Genomic DNA, 15,710 nt, shown 5'->3' with positions numbered 1-15,710 from the left:
CTGCCTTATGCCGCGAGCGCGGTCAGTTTCAGAAACGCCTGGCGTGAATGGACGTCGCCCTCGATCAATGAGCTGACCGCGCCGTAACATTCGGTGTTGGTGACGACCACAATCACGCTGGGATCGATTTGTTCCGCCAGCAGCGCCGGCAGATCGAAGCTCACCAGCGGATCGCCGACTTCCACCACCTGCCCCGGCTGAACATGGCAGGCGAAGTGACGCCCGCCGAGTTTGACGGTATCAATGCCGATATGAATCAATATTTCCGCGCCGGTATCGCTTTTCAGCGCCAGGGCGTGGCGGGTTGCAAACACCGACTCCACCCGCCCGTTGATCGGCGACACCAGTTCGCCGTTGGTGGGATAAACCGCAATGCCTTTGCCGAACATCTCGTCGGCGAAAATGGGATCGCTCAACTGGACGAGCGACATCATGCGCCCGTCGATGGGAGCAAAGAGTTGCTCTTCTCGCTGGCCGAGCGGCGCCGGTTTGACACTGCCGACGGTTTGCCCCGCCAGCACCGGTCTGCCGGTCGATACCGACCCAACCTCGGCATTGATCGGCTGCGCCTGTTGTTCGACCGGATCGTCGAATCCCAACAGGCAGGTGACGACCGCCGCCACGCTAAAGGAAATGACCAGACTGGCCAGGGCATACAGAAAGGTGGGGCCGACCAGCGCGGGCAGACCGGGCAAGCCGCTCAACGCAAAGGCATAGGTTTTTACGCCGAAGAACATGGCGAAGGCCCCGCCGCAGGCGCCGCCGATTAACGCGGCGGCAAACGGGCGTTTGAAGCGGATGTTGATGCCGTACATCGCCGGTTCGGTAATGCCCATCGCCGCCGTAAGGCTGGTGGATAACGCCAGGGATTTCACCTTCTTATTGCGCGAACGCAGGAACACGCCGAAGGCGGCCCCGGCCTGCCCCAGATTGGCGACATAGAAGATGATTTTCAACGGATCGAACCCCATCCTGCTGATGTTGTTGATCACGATGGGGATCAGCACATAGTGCATGCCGGTGATGATAATCAGGGAAAGCGTGCCGCCCAGAATCAGCCCGGCGAGCAGCCCCATGTTCTCCACCAGCCAGACCACCCCTGACGAGAGGTAGTTACCGGCGAAAATCCCCAGCGGGCCAATCGCTATCAGCATGATCGGCGCGACGATCAGCAGCGTAAACAGCGGGACAAACATCGTCTTAAGCATACCCGGCATCACGCGGTCGATGGCGCGCTCGACATATGACATCAGCCATACCGCCAGCAGAATCGGGATCACCGACGACGCATAGGACACCGGCGACACCGGCAGCCCGATAAATGAAATCGCATCGCCCTGCGAAAACAGCTTCAGCAACGTGGGATGAAACAGGGTGGCGGCCAGCGCCACCGCGACATAAGGGTTGCAACCCAGTTTATTGGCCGCGCTGAACGCCAACACCAGCGGGATGAAAAAGAACACGCCGTCGCTGATGGCGGAGAGGATCAAATAGGTTTGGTTGGTCGGCGATATCCACTGTAGCGCGATAAACAGCGACAACACCCCTTTCAGAATACCGGCGCCGGCAATCGCCGGAATAATCGGTGAAAATATGCTGGATAACGACTCCAACATGGTGGAAATCAGATTGCGTTTTCCCCCCGCCTGCGGGTTATCCGCTTTCTGAGATAACGCGGGATAGCATTGCATAAGGGTGCGATAAACATCCGCGACCTCATTGCCGATAATGACCTGAAACTGATCGCCGGCCACATTAATGCCTATCACGCCATCAAGCTGTTGCAGCGCGGCTTTATCGGCCAGAGCCATATCCTGTAGATGAAAACGTAAACGGGTAATACAATGGAAAACGTGCTGAATATTTTTTTCTCCGCCGACCAATGCAGCGATCTGTTTTGCCGTATCCTGGTAATTCATGGTTATTCCTCTTTCCAGAAAGAAATCGCAAGATTTCCTCAACAACCGCACGGTCATTATTCACCGCGACGCTTTGTTTCCTCTGGGGTTTGCCTGATTTAACAGTAACAAGCCTATTTGGAATGATGTAAACAGTGGATCATATTATCGATATGGATAGTCAGATACAGTTTCTCCGAATTACTCATGTTGTGTTGATAATTTTTACTAATAAATGCGTTGATATACTCAACGCAACCCAATGTTTTTTGATAACGCTGTTGCACCATATTAAATAAGTCGCCATCGTCATTCTCCAACGTGGTGCCTTCAATCACCCGCTGGGCAAAAAATTTAACATGGGTAATAAAACGGTGATAATTCGAACCAGACTCATCCAGAGAAATGCGAAAATAATATTTAACGATATTCTGCACCTGATAAATCAACTGGGTAATCTGTTTCATATTGCCGATATTGTCGTTCAATTCGGCATTAACAATATGCAGCGCAATACTACATGCCTCGGATTCCGGCAATACCACATGCAGTTTTTCAAAGACTAACTCCAGCGCTTTTTCCGCCACCGCGTACTCTTCTTTATAAAAATGACGCACCTCCCATTGCAACGGATTCTGGATCGTGACGCCGTTTAGCTGACATTGCAGCGCAAAATTCAGATGGTCGGACAACGTGACATAAATACCTTCACTCAGTTTTTGCTGCAACTGCGCTTTTGCCATCTCGACAATATCGTCGGTGAGCTGCAATACGTCCAGCGACACCTCATCAACCAGATCTTTAAAACGCGCGGAGATGGCGTTGTCCTGTAAGTGAAATATTTTTTCAATGCGTGATTCATCCACCTGCTGGCCGTTCCTGGAATTAAAACCCAGCCCGCAACCGGTTAAGATCAGCTCTTGACCCTGAGTGTCTAAAACGCTGACAACATTATTATTCAGGATCTGCTTTATCTTCATCACCCTTGTCCCCTATAAAGAAAAACGGGCAAAACTAAAATACAGAACCAGGCTGGATGTAAGACAAGATGTAATACATACGCCAGATTTCTGCACTTAAGTTTTGCCCGCCGAACGGTAACAAGCCTTATGCATGGGAAGAAATTAGCACCAGCTAATTAAACGGTCAATTGCATGGCAATAGGGAAAACAGGTTTATTTTCCATTTGTGATGTAAGTAATGTTTTACCCGACGATGAAAATTAACGCCGCCGACGCTCCGTAAAACGGCCGATGAAAACCTTCCGCACAATAAACAGAGAAATAGCTTAAGCCGCGCTAACGCAAAAGATAAAATCGCAGGCAAAAAAAACCTACGCATCCGCGTAGGTTGGTGTAATCAAATGCTTCAATGTACAGAGCACATTGATATATCACCAATCAATACCTCTGGGACTTGATACTCTAAAGAGGGCGGACGAAAGAAACCAGCGCAGAATCGAAAGAGTTCTGCTCCAAATGCAACCAACTGTAAATTTTTTAGGCGGCATGTAATAAAAGGGTGTTACCGATATTTATTGCAACGTTTGATGGCATAAGCGCACTGAAAAATCCGGCCATTCCAGTGCGTCGCCAATATCGCGCTCTCCTGTTTTCCATCATCACCGCCATACGCGCCATAACGCGATCACCGCAAGAATCCTTCAGTGCATAACACGCCATTTAATAAAAAAAAGTTAACTGTTTAGCTAATGACATATTATTTTTTCCTCATTACCATGGCTCGCATTTTATTGGCTTCATCGCTATGAGAAGGGCGAAGATGGATATTACTAATCACTTTAATAAAGACCTCAGCTCGCATGCACGCTATCATCTCAAACTGGAAAACACGACCGTCCCACTGTCCGTATTGCATTTCTCCGCACAGGAACAATTAAGCCAGCCTTATAATTACCAAATTACCTTTACCTGTGAGGCCGACGATCTCAGTGCCGCACAAATACTTAATCGCACGGCGGCAGCGCAGAAAAATGACTATAACAGTGCATGTCTGGGACAAAACCGGACTGAAAGAGTGATATCCTGTTTGCAATTAGATGAATACCGCAAGGAAAGGGAATCATGATCGATTGCTTACTCGATTTCGACCAGATTTCAACCGACAGGAAGAAGCTTTAATCTACAATGCCCAGGCATCGGCGCTTTTGAAGTTTTCAGTGGCGACATGCCGTTTACCAACCGTGCGGAATGTTCGTTCATAGACCACTCAGCTATTCCTAATGGTCGATACTGGATTGTCTCTCGTCCCGAAGGGCCGTGGAATTCCCGTTTGCTGACATGAGCAAACGATTTTGCAACGGGAAACGATCACCGCACAGGTTTGCTCTATACAAGGATGATGGAAACATTGACGATCTACCTTTATCAGCGGTGTCCAACGCTCAAACTTCAGGATTCATCCGCTAAAGCCGGATGGCTCAGGTACATCATGGGCTGTGTCACCCTCTTCCGTAGTACCGAATTCACGTCATTTCGTCATTCCTTATTCAGGGTACAAAAGCGCAAGATTAATGGCACTAACCTGATGGCGTATGGAACGGTGGCGGTAAAAGGTTCGGTGACGGGGCCATGCTATGTCAGGTAAAAAAATCTTCTATCCGCTTCTGTTTATCGTTATCACCATCTGTTTGGTCAGAAGCCGGATCTTGTTAAACGTGGCCGATAGCATTCTTATGTCCCTTGATCGGACGTGCCGGGCATCATCCATTCAATGTACTGGCAATGATTACGATTTCGCGTTGCTGATAACGGCCTTAGCCGTTAACGGTGCGGTGGCGTTGGTCTTTGTTTTCATCATTAAGAAGATTGTTCATGCCATACGGAAAGCATCATGAGGGATGATGATCCCCGATCTTTCGGGGGGATCATCATCGCGGCAAACCGGTGAACATTGCGCCGGTTCGCCGCGATAGCGGTTAAACCTGTTCCAGCGCCAGCAGCTCTTCCAGCGTCTGACGGCGGCGGATCAACCGCGGCCGGCCTTGTTCGAACAACACCTCCGGCAACAGCGGACGGCTATTGTAATTCGACGACATGGACGCGCCATAAGCGCCGGTGTCGTGGAACACCAGATAGTCGCCCACTTGCGCATCCGGCAGCGCGATGGTTTCCACCCCGCCGCCCGCCTGTTGGGTAAAGACATCGCCTGATTCGCACAGCGGCCCGGCGACCACGCTGTCGCGCAGCGGCGTCTTGCTGATATCGCGGTTATCGCCCGGCAGCAGCGAAATATGGTGATAGCTGCCGTACATCGCCGGACGCATCAGATCGTTGAAACCGGCGTCCACCAGCACGAAGTGGCGGCTGCCCATCTCCTTCACCGCCCGCACTTCCGCCACCAGCACGCCGGCTTCCGCCACCAGGAAACGTCCCGGCTCGATTTCCAGCGTCACCGGATGCCCCAGATGGGCCGCGATCCTTTCACGCGCCTGATTCCACAAACCATAGTAGTGCTCGGTGTTGATGGCTTCCTCATCGTCGCGGTAAGGAATCGATAAGCCGCCGCCGGCCGAGATCGCCTCTATATCATGGCCCAGCGTAATCACCTGTTGCACCATCGCCTCGCAGACCTGCGCCAGATGCTCATAATCCACGCCGGAACCGATATGCATATGAATGCCCACCAGTTTCAAGCGATAACGCTGGATTTGCGCCAGCGCCTGCGGCAAGTCGCCGTACCAGATGCCGTGTTTGCTGTTTTCGCCGCCGGTATTGGTTTTCTGGCTGTGACCGTGACCAAACCCCGGATTGACGCGCAGCCACACCGGATGCCCCGGCGCGTGTTCGCCAAGTTGCGTCAGCATATCCACCGATCCGGCGTTAACCGGAATATTCAGTTCCGTCACCCGCAGTAGCGTTGGCCGATCCAACAGATCGGCGGTAAACACGATTTGATGATCGTCGGTTCCCGGCTCAAACCCGGCGGCCAGCGCGCGCTCGATTTCCCCCAGCGATACCGAATCCACTTTGACGCCCTGTTGATGCATCAGGCGCAGAATATGGGTATTGGAGCAGGACTTCTGCGCAAAACGGATGGTATCGAACCGGCGCAGTTTGGCGATGTTGTCGATGATGGTTTGCGCGTCATACGCCCAGACCGGACAGCCGAAACGGGCGGGCAGTTCGCGCAGGTTTTGCGCATTCAGCGCGTGGGTGTTGTCATTCAAATCGTGCGGCATCGGGTTACCCAATACATAATTAAGTGATGATGGCAGTATGCCGGCGAGGGATTTGGTAATAAAATATCAATATATCGACACTCTATTCATTTTTGATATGGAAATTTAACCAACAGGTGCGCCATGGCTGCGGTATCGCTGCGACATATTGAAATTTTCCATGCGGTAATGACCACCGGCAATCTGACGGAGGCCGCCGCGCTGCTGAACACTTCGCAGCCGACGGTCAGCCGCGAACTGGCGCGCTTTGAAAAACTGGTTCAGATGACGCTGTTTGAACGCCTGCGCGGACGGCTTTATCCCACCGCTCAGGGCTTGCAGCTGTTTGAAGAAGTGCAGCGCTCCTATTACGGATTGGACAGGATTATCAACGCCGCCGACGATATCCGCCGTTTTCAGCAGGCCCAGCTTTCCGTTGCCTGCCTGCCGGTATTCTCGCAGTCGCTGCTGCCTGAAGTCTGTAAACCGCTGCTGACCCGTTATCCGTCGCTCAACCTGCATATTATTCCGCAGGAGTCGCCGCTGCTGGAGGAGTGGCTCTCCGCCCAGCGCCACGATCTGGGACTAACGGAAAATAGCGCCACGCCGGCGGGTACGGAACGTCAGACCCTGATGATGCTCAATGAAGTCTGCGTGCTGCCCGCCCGCCATCCTCTGGCGGCTAAAAGGGTGCTCACCCCGGCCGATTTCGCCGCGCAACCTTTTATCAGCCTGTCGAGCGCCGATAGCTATCGTCAATTGTTGGATAAGTTGTTTCAGGAGGAAGGCGTCGCTCGTCAAATGGTGCTGGAAACCCACAGCGCGGCGTCGGTGTGCGCGATGGTGCGCGCCGGCGTGGGCCTTTCGATCGTTAATCCGCTGACCGCGCTGGACTACGCGGCTTCCGGCGTCGTGGTGCGTCCTTTCAGTATCGATGTGCCTTTTACCGTCAGCCTGATTCGTCCGCTGCACCGCCCGGCCTCGGCGCTGGTGGAGACCTTTATCGCCGAGCTGCAACAGTACGCGCAAAGCGTGCCTGAGCGCTTGCGGCAGGCGTTGCGGCTTTAGCCGGGGTTATGACGGGCCGAACAATCACGTTGTTTGTTCATCCCGCGCCCGCCGCCTGTAGCAAAAAACGCTTCTGTGATATATTACCGCTATCCGCTTTCATCCCATTTTCCCGTAGCGGGGAACTGACGTAATCACAGACCCGATAATATTCATGCCACAACATATCCAGCCTGCCGTCCACCATAACGATAAACCAAGCCCGGCTTTTCCCCTGGCCCGCTTCTCCGTCGCGCCGATGCTCGACTGGACGGATCGTCATTGCCGCTATTTTCTGCGCCAGCTGACCCGCAACGCCCTGCTGTATACCGAAATGGTCACCACCGGCGCCATTATTCACGGTAAAGGGGATTATCTGGCCTACAGCGAGGAAGAGCATCCGCTGGCATTGCAACTCGGCGGCAGCGATCCCGAAGCCCTGGCGCAATGCGCGCGACTGGCGGAACAGCGCGGCTATGACGAGGTGAATCTGAATGTCGGTTGCCCCTCCGATCGGGTGCAGAACGGTCGATTCGGCGCCTGCCTGATGGCGGAAGCCCCGCTGGTGGCCGATTGCATCAAGGCGATGAAAGATCGGGTCGCTATCCCGGTGACGGTGAAAACCCGCATCGGCATCGATGAGCACGACAGCTATGAATTCCTGTGCGACTTTATCCACACCGTCGCCGAACGCGGCGGTTGCGACACCTTTATTGTTCACGCGCGCAAAGCCTGGCTGTCCGGACTGAGTCCGAAAGAAAACCGCGAAATTCCGCCGTTGGATTATCCGCGCGTCTATCAACTGAAACGCGATTTTCCCGCGCTGACCATCGCCATTAACGGCGGCGTCAAAACGCTGGAAGAGGCCAAAACCCACCTGCGACATCTGGACGGCGTGATGATGGGGCGCGAAGCCTACCAGAACCCCGGTATTCTGGCGCAGGTCGATCGGACGCTATTCGGTGCGCAGACCCCAGCCCCGGATATCGCCGCCGTGGTGGAGGCGATGTATTCCTATATCGAGCGCGAATTGTCGGCGGGCGCCTCGCTCGGTCATATCACCCGTCATATGCTCGGCCTGTTTCAGGGCGTGCCGGGCGCGCGCCAGTGGCGTCGCTATCTGAGCGAAAATGCGCATAAACCCGGCGCGGACAGCCGCGTGGTCGAGCAAGCGCTGTCGCTGGTCAGACACGCCCCGGCTTAAAAAAACCAATAGTTAGTCTTTTTGACGAACATCGCCGTCTCCTTTTTTTTTCATCGTTGATAAATCAACAGGTTATCAGCGATGAAAACTGGCACGCTTCTTGTAATGATACCGCTAAGTCTGGCAACCGTTCGGCACTGCCCGCGGATTGCCAATGTCGCGCCATAAAACAGGTTCAGCGAACACAGGAGCACACCATGCTGGAAGTTTTCTTCGTTATCGGCTTTTTTATCATGCTAATGGTGACCGGCGTGTCATTGTTAGGCGTCCTTGCCGCGCTGTTTATCGCGGCCATTTTCATGCTGATCGGCGGGCTGTTCGTGATGGCGATAAAAGTGCTGCCCTGGCTGTTGCTGGCGATAGCGGCCGTTTGGCTATGGCGGCATTTCCAGCAAAAACCAGTCCGCTATTATCGCTGACTGTACGTCGGGAATCGGCGCGGGATCGAAAGTTGCCGGGCAAAATGCAAAATTGTGCGCCAGCAGATATTTTTTCCCGATCCGGGCTGCTAGGATGTCGCCACAATTTGTCGCCTGCCTGGCAAAATGATGACGTGGCGCTCGGAACAGGCGATTAAACGCAGCAAAACAAACAGATTTCATCACCGTCAGGAAAATAATTAACGCCACACCATGACGGCTTCCCGCTGTACCCTACATACAGCTTGATGAAATTAGCGTTACCGCAAAGGCCTCCGTAAGGAGGCTTTTTGCTGACCAATCTACGCGATAATTCACCCCAACCCAACCCTCCCCTTCACAGGGGTTGTCTCTTAGTCACATTTTTATGCGGACTCAGAGGCAGTTTCGTGCGCCACAATGCCGCCATTTCCATGCTACGTCGTAGCACGCGCCCGACATAGGGGGCCCAAGCGCCAGCCCCCTATGAACCCGGGCTTGCGGCTAAATTATGCCGCTGCGCGGTGCCATCGGTGTTCTTGACCGCTATTCGAGCCGCCAGTGACGGAATACTCGTCTCATCCCTGAGACTCGCCCTACCGGGCCAGCGCAAGCGCTGTTCAAAAACGCTCCCGACGTTTTTGTCCGACGCGGCACTGGCTTTCGCCGCATCCATGCGGCTCACTCGGCGGTCGAGTCCACCGCTGCATAATTTTTTACGCCGGATAACAGCAAAATCCGGCATGAGCCTCAGGATTTGTGTATAAGAGACAGTCACAGGGGAGGGAGCACGTTAGCCCCTCCCCCTTACGACGCACCAGCCATTACAGACTGGGGATCAGCAGGCTTGACCCCTGCGTGACGCGACTTTCCAACGCCCGGTGCGCGGATTCGGCGTCCGCCAGCGCAAATTTCTGACTGTCCGGCACATCCACCTTGATGGCGCCGCTGGCCAGCAAAGAGAACAGCGCATTGCTGGCCTGCTCCAGTTCGGCGCGATTGGTGATATACCCGTTTAGCGACGGACGAGTAACGTACAGCGAACCTTTCTTATTCAGGATCCCCAGATTCACCCCGGTCACCGGCCCGGATGCGTTGCCGAAGCTGACCATTAATCCGCGATGGCGCAGGCTGTCCAGCGAGGGTTCCCAGGTCTCTTTCCCTACCGAATCATACACCACTGCGACTTTTTCGCCGCCGGTCAAATCGGCCACGCGCTCGGCGATATTTTCCGTGCGATAGTTAATCGTTGCCCAGGCGCCGGCCTGTTTCGCCCGCTGCGCCTTTTCCTCGGACCCGACGGTGCCGATCAGTTTCGCGCCCAGCGCTTTCGCCCACTGGCTGGCAATCAGCCCGACGCCGCCCGACGCGGCATGGAATAAAAAGACTTCATTCGGTTTCAGCGCATAAGTCTGATGGAACAGGTAGTAAACCGTCAGCCCTTTCAGAAACGATGCCGCCGCCTGCTCAAAGCTGATGCCGTCCGGCAACAGCGCCGCTTTGTCTTCCGCCACGTTATGCAGCTCGCTGTAGGCCCCCAGCGCCGACTGCGCGTAAACCACCCGGTCGCCGACTTGCAGATGCCGCACGCCGGGGCCGACTTTCGTCACCACCCCGGCCGCTTCCGTACCCAGCCCGGCGGGCAGATCGGGAACCGGATACAAGCCGCTGCGGACATAGGTGTCGATGAAATTGATGCCGATAGCGCGGTTTTCTACCTGAACCTCGCCCGCCGCGGGATCGGCGGGCGTGAAATCAACATATTGCAGAACTTCCGGGCCGCCGTAAGCTCTGAACTGAACGCGTTTAGCCATGTCGCCTCCTGCCATAGTGTGTATTAGAAGTGTGTTATTCGTCGCTTTCAGATATACAATGCCTCCTTCACCAATGGCAAATCAACTGGTAAAGAACTCGTTTCATGGCAGAAAAAAGACCAACCAATAAATCGAAAGAACCCCGCGATCGCCAAATGGAAGGTTTGAAACTTCCCCCGCACTCGCTGGAAGCGGAGCAATCGGTATTGGGTGGCCTGATGCTCGATAATGAACGTTGGGATAACGTCGCCGAGCGCGTCGTCGCCAACGATTTCTATAATCGCGCCCACCGTCTGATTTTCACCGAAATGCAGCGCCTGCTGGAAATGAGCCGGCCGATCGACCTGATTACCCTGTCCGAATCGCTTGAGCAACAAGGCTCGCTGGACTCGGCGGGCGGTTTTGCCTATCTGGCCGAACTGGCCAAAAACACCCCCAGCGCGGCCAATATCGGCGCCTATGCCGATATCGTGCGCGAGCGCGCCGTGGTGCGCGAAATGATCTCCGTCGCCAACGAAATCGCCGACGCCGGTTACGATCCCCAGGGGCGCAGCAGCGAAGATCTGCTCGATCTGGCGGAATCCCGCGTTTTCCAGATCGCCGAAAATCGCGCCAGCAAAGACGAAGGGCCGAAAAGCATCGATCGTATTCTGGAAGATACCGTTTCGCGTATCGAACAGCTCTACCAAAAGCCGCATGACGGCGTGACCGGGGTATCGACCGGCTATCAGGATCTGGATAAGAAAACCGCCGGGCTACAGAAATCGGATCTGATCATTGTGGCGGCGCGTCCTTCCATGGGGAAAACCACTTTCGCCATGAACCTGTGCGAAAACGCCGCCATGATGCAGGATAAACCGGTGCTGATCTTCAGCCTGGAAATGCCCGGCAATCAGATCATGATGCGTATGCTGGCGTCGCTGTCGCGCGTGGATCAGACCCGTATTCGTACCGGCCAGTTGGATGACGAGGACTGGGCGCGCATTTCCAGCACCATGGGGATCCTGCTGGAAAAACGCAATATGTACATCGATGACTCCTCCGGCCTGACGCCAACCGAAGTGCGCTCCCGCGCCCGCCGGGTATTTCGCGAGCATGACGGCCTGAGCCTGATCATGATCGACTACCTGCAATTGATGCGCGTACCGGCCCTGTCCGATAACCGTACGCTGGAAATCGCCGAAATTTCCCGCTCGCTCAAAGCATTGGCAAAAGAATTGCAAGTCCCTGTCGTCGCGCTGTCCCAGCTTAACCGTAGTCTGGAGCAGCGCGCGGATAAACGGCCGGTTAACTCCGACCTGCGCGAATCCGGTTCCATCGAACAGGATGCCGACCTGATTATGTTTATCTACCGTGATGAGGTTTATCATGAAAACAGCGACATGAAAGGCATAGCTGAAATTATTTTAGGCAAACAGCGTAACGGTCCTATCGGTACCGTGCGGCTGACCTTTAACGGGCAGTGGTCGCGCTTTGATAATTACGCCGGACCACAATACGACGATGAATAATGCACGATGATAGATCCCTGTAAACCGCCAGCCGCCGGCGGACAATAGCCCGGCTACCCGGCGGATGCAGGGAATATGCGCTAAGGACATAGAATGAAAACGGCAACCGCCGTCATTAATCGCCGCGCTTTGCGTCATAATTTGCAACGGATCCGCGAGCTGGCCCCACAATGCCGTCTGGTCGCAGTTGTGAAAGCGAATGCGTACGGCCACGGACTCATTGAAGCTGCTCACACCTTTTGTCACGCCGACTGTTACGGCGTCGCCCGGCTCTCTGAAGCGCTGCAACTGCGCGCGGCCGGCATCAGCAAACCTATCCTGCTGCTGGAAGGTTTTTTCTCCGCCGACGAGCTCGCGCTGGCGGCGCAACATCATCTGGAAACCACCGTTCACAGCGTGGAGCAACTCGCCGCGCTGGAAGAAGCCGATCTGCCGCAGCCCATCCGCGTCTGGATGAAGCTCGACACCGGCATGCATCGCCTCGGCGTATTGCCGGAACACGCCGAAGCCTTCTATCAGCGCCTGACCCAATGCCGCAATGTGGTGCAACCGGTGAACGTTATGAGCCATTTTTGCCGCGCGGACGAGCCCCAGGTCGACACCACCGAGCGCCAGCTCGCCTGCTTCGATGCATTCACGCAGGGTAAGCCCGGCGCCCAGTCTATCGCGGCATCGGGCGGCATTTTGCTGTGGCCGCAGGCGCACCGCGATCAGATTCGCCCGGGCATCGTCCTGTACGGCGTTTCGCCGACGGAGAGCCAAAACGCCGCCGATTTTGGTTTACGGCCGGCGATGACCTTTACCTCGCACCTGATCGCCGTGCGTGAACATCGGGCGGGGCAACCCGTCGGCTACGGCAGCATCTGGACCAGCGAACGCGATACCAAACTGGGCGTCGTGGCGATCGGCTACGGCGACGGCTACCCGCGCAGCGCGCCCGCCGGCACGCCGGTGTGGATAAACGGTCGGGAAGCGCCGCTGGCCGGACGCGTGTCGATGGATATGATTACGGTCGATCTGGGGCCGGATGCCCAGGATAAGGTCGGCGACCCGGTGATTATTTGGGGCGACGTGTTGCCGGTTGAAAAAATCGCCGCGCATACCGGTATTAGCGCTTATGAATTAATCACCCGACTCACCCAGCGCACCCGGCTGGAATATATCGACGAGTGACGGACAAAAAACGGGCCATCGCAGTGGCCCGTTTTTGCAGGTTAACTACGGACTGACCGCCAGCCACTCGCCGACAATTTTGTGGTACTCGCCGGTCGCCTTGCTCAGGTGCAGCCACTGGTCGACATACTGCTTCCAGGTAATGTCATCGCGCGGCAGCATATAGGCTTTCTCTCCGTACTGTAACGGCTTATCCGGGTTAATCGCGCACAGCGCCGGGTAATGTTTCTGCTGAAACAATGCTTCCGAGGCTTCCGTCACCATCACATCCGCTTTTTTATCCACCAGTTGTTGGAAGATGGTCACGTTGTCTTGCAATATCAGCGTCGCCTGCGGCAGATATTGATGCGCGAAGGCCTCATTGGTGCCGCCCGCCGGTTCGATCAAACGTACAGACGGCTGATTAAGCTGCTCAATAGTCTGGTATTTGTCTTTATTTTCACAACGCGCCAGCGGGATTTTGCCATCCACATCCAGCGTGGTAGTGAAGAACGCCGCCTTTTGCCGCGCCAGCGTCACGGAGATGCCGCCCATCGCGATATCGCATTTACCCGCCTGTAAATCCGGCAGCAGCGTCTTCCAGGTGGTTTTCACCCAATTCACCTTTACGCCCAGGCTTTGCGCCAGCGATTCGGCCATTGAGATATCAATCCCCTCGTAGCGGCCATCGTCGCGCAGATAGGAATAAGGCTTATAGTCGCCGGTGGTGCAAACCTTCAACTCTCCCCGCGCCAAGACCTTATCCAGATGAGACTGCGCGCTTGCGGCCCCGGCCATTAACAACAGTACAAGTGGACTCCATTTGATCATCGCGTTTCCCCGCAACATAGAATAAGACAGATGAAATAATCGGCAATCGACCACGGATAAAGCGATAGCCGCACCGCCAGCGCGCCGACATAAAACCGCAGAATACGGTAAATCATCTGATTGGTCGCGCGTGGAATGCGGTCTTCCGGGTAAAATGGCGCAGGTTTTTTCGGTCATGCTATCGTTCATCGCCGATGACGATAGACAACACGGGATAAAAAGCTGTTAGTCTGTGTTCTTGATTATCCGGCGCCGTTTGGGGAGAACCATGTACCACATTGATGACTTTGATCTGAAAATCCTGACGTTATTACAGTCCAACGCGCGGCTGACCAATCAGGAGCTTAGCGATCTGGTCGGGCTTTCCGCCTCCCAGTGCTCCCGCCGCCGTATCGCGCTGGAGCAGGCTCAGTTGATTCTTGGCTATCACGCCCGCCTTTCCCCCAACGCGGTTGGCCTGGAGTGTCTGGGATTGATCGAAGTGCGGCTGATTAACCATACCGCCGACTATGTTGAAAGTTTCCATCGGATGCTGGGGGAAGTCGACGCCATTATCGATGCCTATAAAACCACCGGCGATGCCGACTACCTGTTGAAAGTCGCGGTGGCGGATCTGCCTGGGCTGAGCGCGTTAATCAGCCGGATTCTGTCGCAAAACAAGAGCGTGGCGCACCTGAAAACCTCGGTGGTGCTTAATCGTATTAAAGAAAACGGCCTGATGACGCCTGAACCGCCCCCATTGCCCTAACATGGGGCGTCGCGCCTCCCGCCGGTGCAACGCACTGGGTAATTCACGCACAAAACAACATAAAATGCACGACACAAGCGAAAACAGATTGAAAAACGCAACTATTGTGCATATTTTTCTTTTTTATAATTCAATAAGTTACTCTTATTTCTGCTTCCCGTCGTCCCAATAACGTATTATATGGTGTCATTTTTGCTTAATATCTCTGCGTTTATCGACCTTTTAACCATTGACTACCTATTGAGCCGCCATCATGGATAACGTTATTACTACAGAAAACTTGTCGCATTCCCTGTTGGAAGATGTCCTGGCCATCCTGATTGGTACGCTGATGGTCTCTTTCGGCGTTGTTCTGTTACGTCAATCCGGAGCGTTGACCGGCGGAACCGCCGGCATGGCCTTTCTGCTGCATTACCTGACGCACATCTCTTTCGGGACGGCGTTTTTTCTGCTGAATTTGCCGTTCTATTATCTGGCTATCCGCCGTATGGGCTGGAAATTCACCATTAAAACATTTTGCGCCGTGGCGCTGGTTTCCCTGTTTTCCGACCTCCACCCGCTGTTTATCCATATGGACAAGCTGAACCCGTTCTACGCCACGCTCTTCGGCAGCGTCATTATGGGATTGGGATTCATTGTTCTGTTCCGCCACAAGGCCAGTCTGGGCGGCGTGAACATCCTGGCGCTCTATCTTCAGGACAGATACGGGATCCGCGCGGGAAAATTGCAAATGGGCGTGGATATTGTGATTGTACTGGCTTCCCTGTTCGTGGTAAGCATACCTATGCTGATTGCTTCGATACTGGGCGCGACCATTCTGAACCTGATTATTGCGATGAATCATCGCCCCGGCCGCTACGCGGTTTGACGGCCCGAACCAGGGCCGTCGTCTTACCCGATACCCATAGACCCTTTCCAGGAGAGTTA

At 54.6% G+C, this 15,710-nt stretch carries 14 protein-coding genes and 1 pseudogene; 8 read left to right on the top strand and 7 right to left on the bottom strand.

Annotated elements, in window-relative coordinates:
* Positions 1-5 precede the first annotated feature (5 nt).
* Positions 6-1,919: a beta-glucoside-specific PTS transporter subunit IIABC gene (locus ABRZ28_RS04495; RefSeq protein WP_330519597.1), complete on the bottom strand. Its 1,914-nt coding sequence runs from the start codon at positions 1,917-1,919 to the stop codon at positions 6-8.
* Positions 1,920-2,032: 113 nt separating this feature from the next.
* The gene (gene licT, locus ABRZ28_RS04490) at positions 2,033-2,878 is read right to left on the bottom strand and encodes a BglG family transcription antiterminator LicT (protein WP_319604451.1); all 846 of its coding nucleotides are present in this window, start codon (positions 2,876-2,878) and stop codon (positions 2,033-2,035) included.
* Positions 2,879-3,680: 802 nt separating this feature from the next.
* Between licT and ABRZ28_RS04485 the strand changes: the two genes are divergently transcribed.
* On the top strand, positions 3,681-3,986 hold the full coding sequence (locus ABRZ28_RS04485) for a hypothetical protein (RefSeq protein ID WP_330519595.1): 306 nt from the start codon (positions 3,681-3,683) through the stop codon (positions 3,984-3,986).
* A gap of 850 nt (positions 3,987-4,836) precedes the next feature.
* Here ABRZ28_RS04485 and lysA read toward each other — a convergent pair.
* Positions 4,837-6,099 (bottom strand): diaminopimelate decarboxylase, encoded by a 1,263-nt coding sequence (lysA, locus tag ABRZ28_RS04480; protein ID WP_330519594.1) that lies wholly within the window; start codon positions 6,097-6,099, stop codon positions 4,837-4,839.
* Between the two features lie 123 nt (positions 6,100-6,222).
* On the opposite strand from lysA, the gene ABRZ28_RS04475 reads away from it, so the two are divergent.
* The 3 genes from ABRZ28_RS04475 (at position 6,223) to pspG (ending at position 8,748) form a co-directional block, all read left to right on the top strand.
* Complete coding sequence (locus tag ABRZ28_RS04475; protein ID WP_330519593.1) at positions 6,223-7,146, top strand: LysR family transcriptional regulator; 924 nt, start codon at positions 6,223-6,225, stop codon at positions 7,144-7,146.
* 154 nt (positions 7,147-7,300) lie between these two features.
* Positions 7,301-8,329, top strand: a complete 1,029-nt coding sequence (gene dusA, locus ABRZ28_RS04470; protein WP_330519592.1) for a tRNA dihydrouridine(20/20a) synthase DusA — start codon at positions 7,301-7,303, stop codon at positions 8,327-8,329.
* Between the two features lie 197 nt (positions 8,330-8,526).
* Complete coding sequence (pspG, locus tag ABRZ28_RS04465; protein WP_319604447.1) at positions 8,527-8,748, top strand: envelope stress response protein PspG; 222 nt, start codon at positions 8,527-8,529, stop codon at positions 8,746-8,748.
* Here the strand turns inward: pspG and ABRZ28_RS04460 are convergent.
* Both ABRZ28_RS04460 and ABRZ28_RS04455 read right to left on the bottom strand, forming a co-directional pair.
* Positions 8,704-8,958 (bottom strand): hypothetical protein, encoded by a 255-nt coding sequence (locus ABRZ28_RS04460; protein ID WP_330519591.1) that lies wholly within the window; start codon positions 8,956-8,958, stop codon positions 8,704-8,706. The genes pspG and ABRZ28_RS04460 overlap by 45 nt on opposite strands.
* Positions 8,959-9,551: 593 nt before the next feature.
* Entirely contained in the window at positions 9,552-10,541 is a 990-nt protein-coding gene (locus tag ABRZ28_RS04455; protein ID WP_330519590.1) for a quinone oxidoreductase, read from the bottom strand.
* A gap of 104 nt (positions 10,542-10,645) precedes the next feature.
* Here ABRZ28_RS04455 and dnaB point away from each other — a divergent pair, with 104 nt between their 5' ends.
* The gene (gene dnaB, locus ABRZ28_RS04450; protein WP_319604444.1) at positions 10,646-12,052 is read left to right on the top strand and encodes a replicative DNA helicase; all 1,407 of its coding nucleotides are present in this window, start codon (positions 10,646-10,648) and stop codon (positions 12,050-12,052) included.
* A gap of 93 nt (positions 12,053-12,145) precedes the next feature.
* Positions 12,146-13,225 (top strand): alanine racemase, encoded by a 1,080-nt coding sequence (gene alr, locus ABRZ28_RS04445; RefSeq protein WP_330519589.1) that lies wholly within the window; start codon positions 12,146-12,148, stop codon positions 13,223-13,225.
* Positions 13,226-13,270: 45 nt separating this feature from the next.
* Here the strand turns inward: alr and ABRZ28_RS04440 are convergent, their stop codons facing one another.
* Together ABRZ28_RS04440 and ABRZ28_RS04435 are read right to left on the bottom strand one after the other, a co-directional pair.
* Complete coding sequence (locus ABRZ28_RS04440; RefSeq protein WP_319604442.1) at positions 13,271-14,035, bottom strand: transporter substrate-binding domain-containing protein; 765 nt, start codon at positions 14,033-14,035, stop codon at positions 13,271-13,273.
* A gap of 50 nt (positions 14,036-14,085) precedes the next feature.
* Positions 14,086-14,184 (bottom strand): annotated as a pseudogene (locus ABRZ28_RS04435) (hypothetical protein); the annotation flags it as partial.
* Positions 14,185-14,303: 119 nt separating this feature from the next.
* Here ABRZ28_RS04435 and ABRZ28_RS04430 point away from each other — a divergent pair.
* Positions 14,304-14,783, top strand: a complete 480-nt coding sequence (locus ABRZ28_RS04430) for an Lrp/AsnC family transcriptional regulator (RefSeq protein ID WP_319604441.1) — start codon at positions 14,304-14,306, stop codon at positions 14,781-14,783.
* Positions 14,784-15,036: 253 nt separating this feature from the next.
* Positions 15,037-15,651, top strand: coding sequence for a YitT family protein (locus tag ABRZ28_RS04425; RefSeq protein ID WP_239782192.1), 615 nt, complete (start codon positions 15,037-15,039; stop codon positions 15,649-15,651).
* The last annotated feature ends 59 nt before the right edge of the window (positions 15,652-15,710 follow it).

This window comes from Brenneria sp. g21c3, from assembly GCF_040240345.1.
GTDB lineage: Bacteria > Pseudomonadota > Gammaproteobacteria > Enterobacterales > Enterobacteriaceae > Brenneria.
The sequence above is the reverse complement of the archived record's forward strand: the minus strand, read 5'-3'. Positions and strand labels throughout refer to the sequence as shown.

Bases quoted from the DNA above. Each gene is read 5' to 3' on its own strand.
- ABRZ28_RS04495 (WP_330519597.1), bottom strand. From the start codon at position 1,919: ATGAATTACCAGGATACGGCAAAACAGATCGCTGCATTGGTCGGCGGA.
- licT (WP_319604451.1), bottom strand. From the start codon at position 2,878: ATGAAGATAAAGCAGATCCTGAATAATAATGTTGTCAGCGTTTTAGAC.
- ABRZ28_RS04485 (WP_330519595.1), top strand. From the start codon at position 3,681: ATGGATATTACTAATCACTTTAATAAAGACCTCAGCTCGCATGCACGC.
- lysA (WP_330519594.1), bottom strand. From the start codon at position 6,099: ATGCCGCACGATTTGAATGACAACACCCACGCGCTGAATGCGCAAAAC.
- ABRZ28_RS04475 (WP_330519593.1), top strand. From the start codon at position 6,223: ATGGCTGCGGTATCGCTGCGACATATTGAAATTTTCCATGCGGTAATG.
- dusA (WP_330519592.1), top strand. From the start codon at position 7,301: ATGCCACAACATATCCAGCCTGCCGTCCACCATAACGATAAACCAAGC.
- pspG (WP_319604447.1), top strand. From the start codon at position 8,527: ATGCTGGAAGTTTTCTTCGTTATCGGCTTTTTTATCATGCTAATGGTG.
- ABRZ28_RS04455 (WP_330519590.1), bottom strand. From the start codon at position 10,541: ATGGCTAAACGCGTTCAGTTCAGAGCTTACGGCGGCCCGGAAGTTCTG.
- dnaB (WP_319604444.1), top strand. From the start codon at position 10,646: ATGGCAGAAAAAAGACCAACCAATAAATCGAAAGAACCCCGCGATCGC.
- alr (WP_330519589.1), top strand. From the start codon at position 12,146: ATGAAAACGGCAACCGCCGTCATTAATCGCCGCGCTTTGCGTCATAAT.
- ABRZ28_RS04440 (WP_319604442.1), bottom strand. From the start codon at position 14,035: ATGATCAAATGGAGTCCACTTGTACTGTTGTTAATGGCCGGGGCCGCA.
- ABRZ28_RS04430 (WP_319604441.1), top strand. From the start codon at position 14,304: ATGTACCACATTGATGACTTTGATCTGAAAATCCTGACGTTATTACAG.
- ABRZ28_RS04425 (WP_239782192.1), top strand. From the start codon at position 15,037: ATGGATAACGTTATTACTACAGAAAACTTGTCGCATTCCCTGTTGGAA.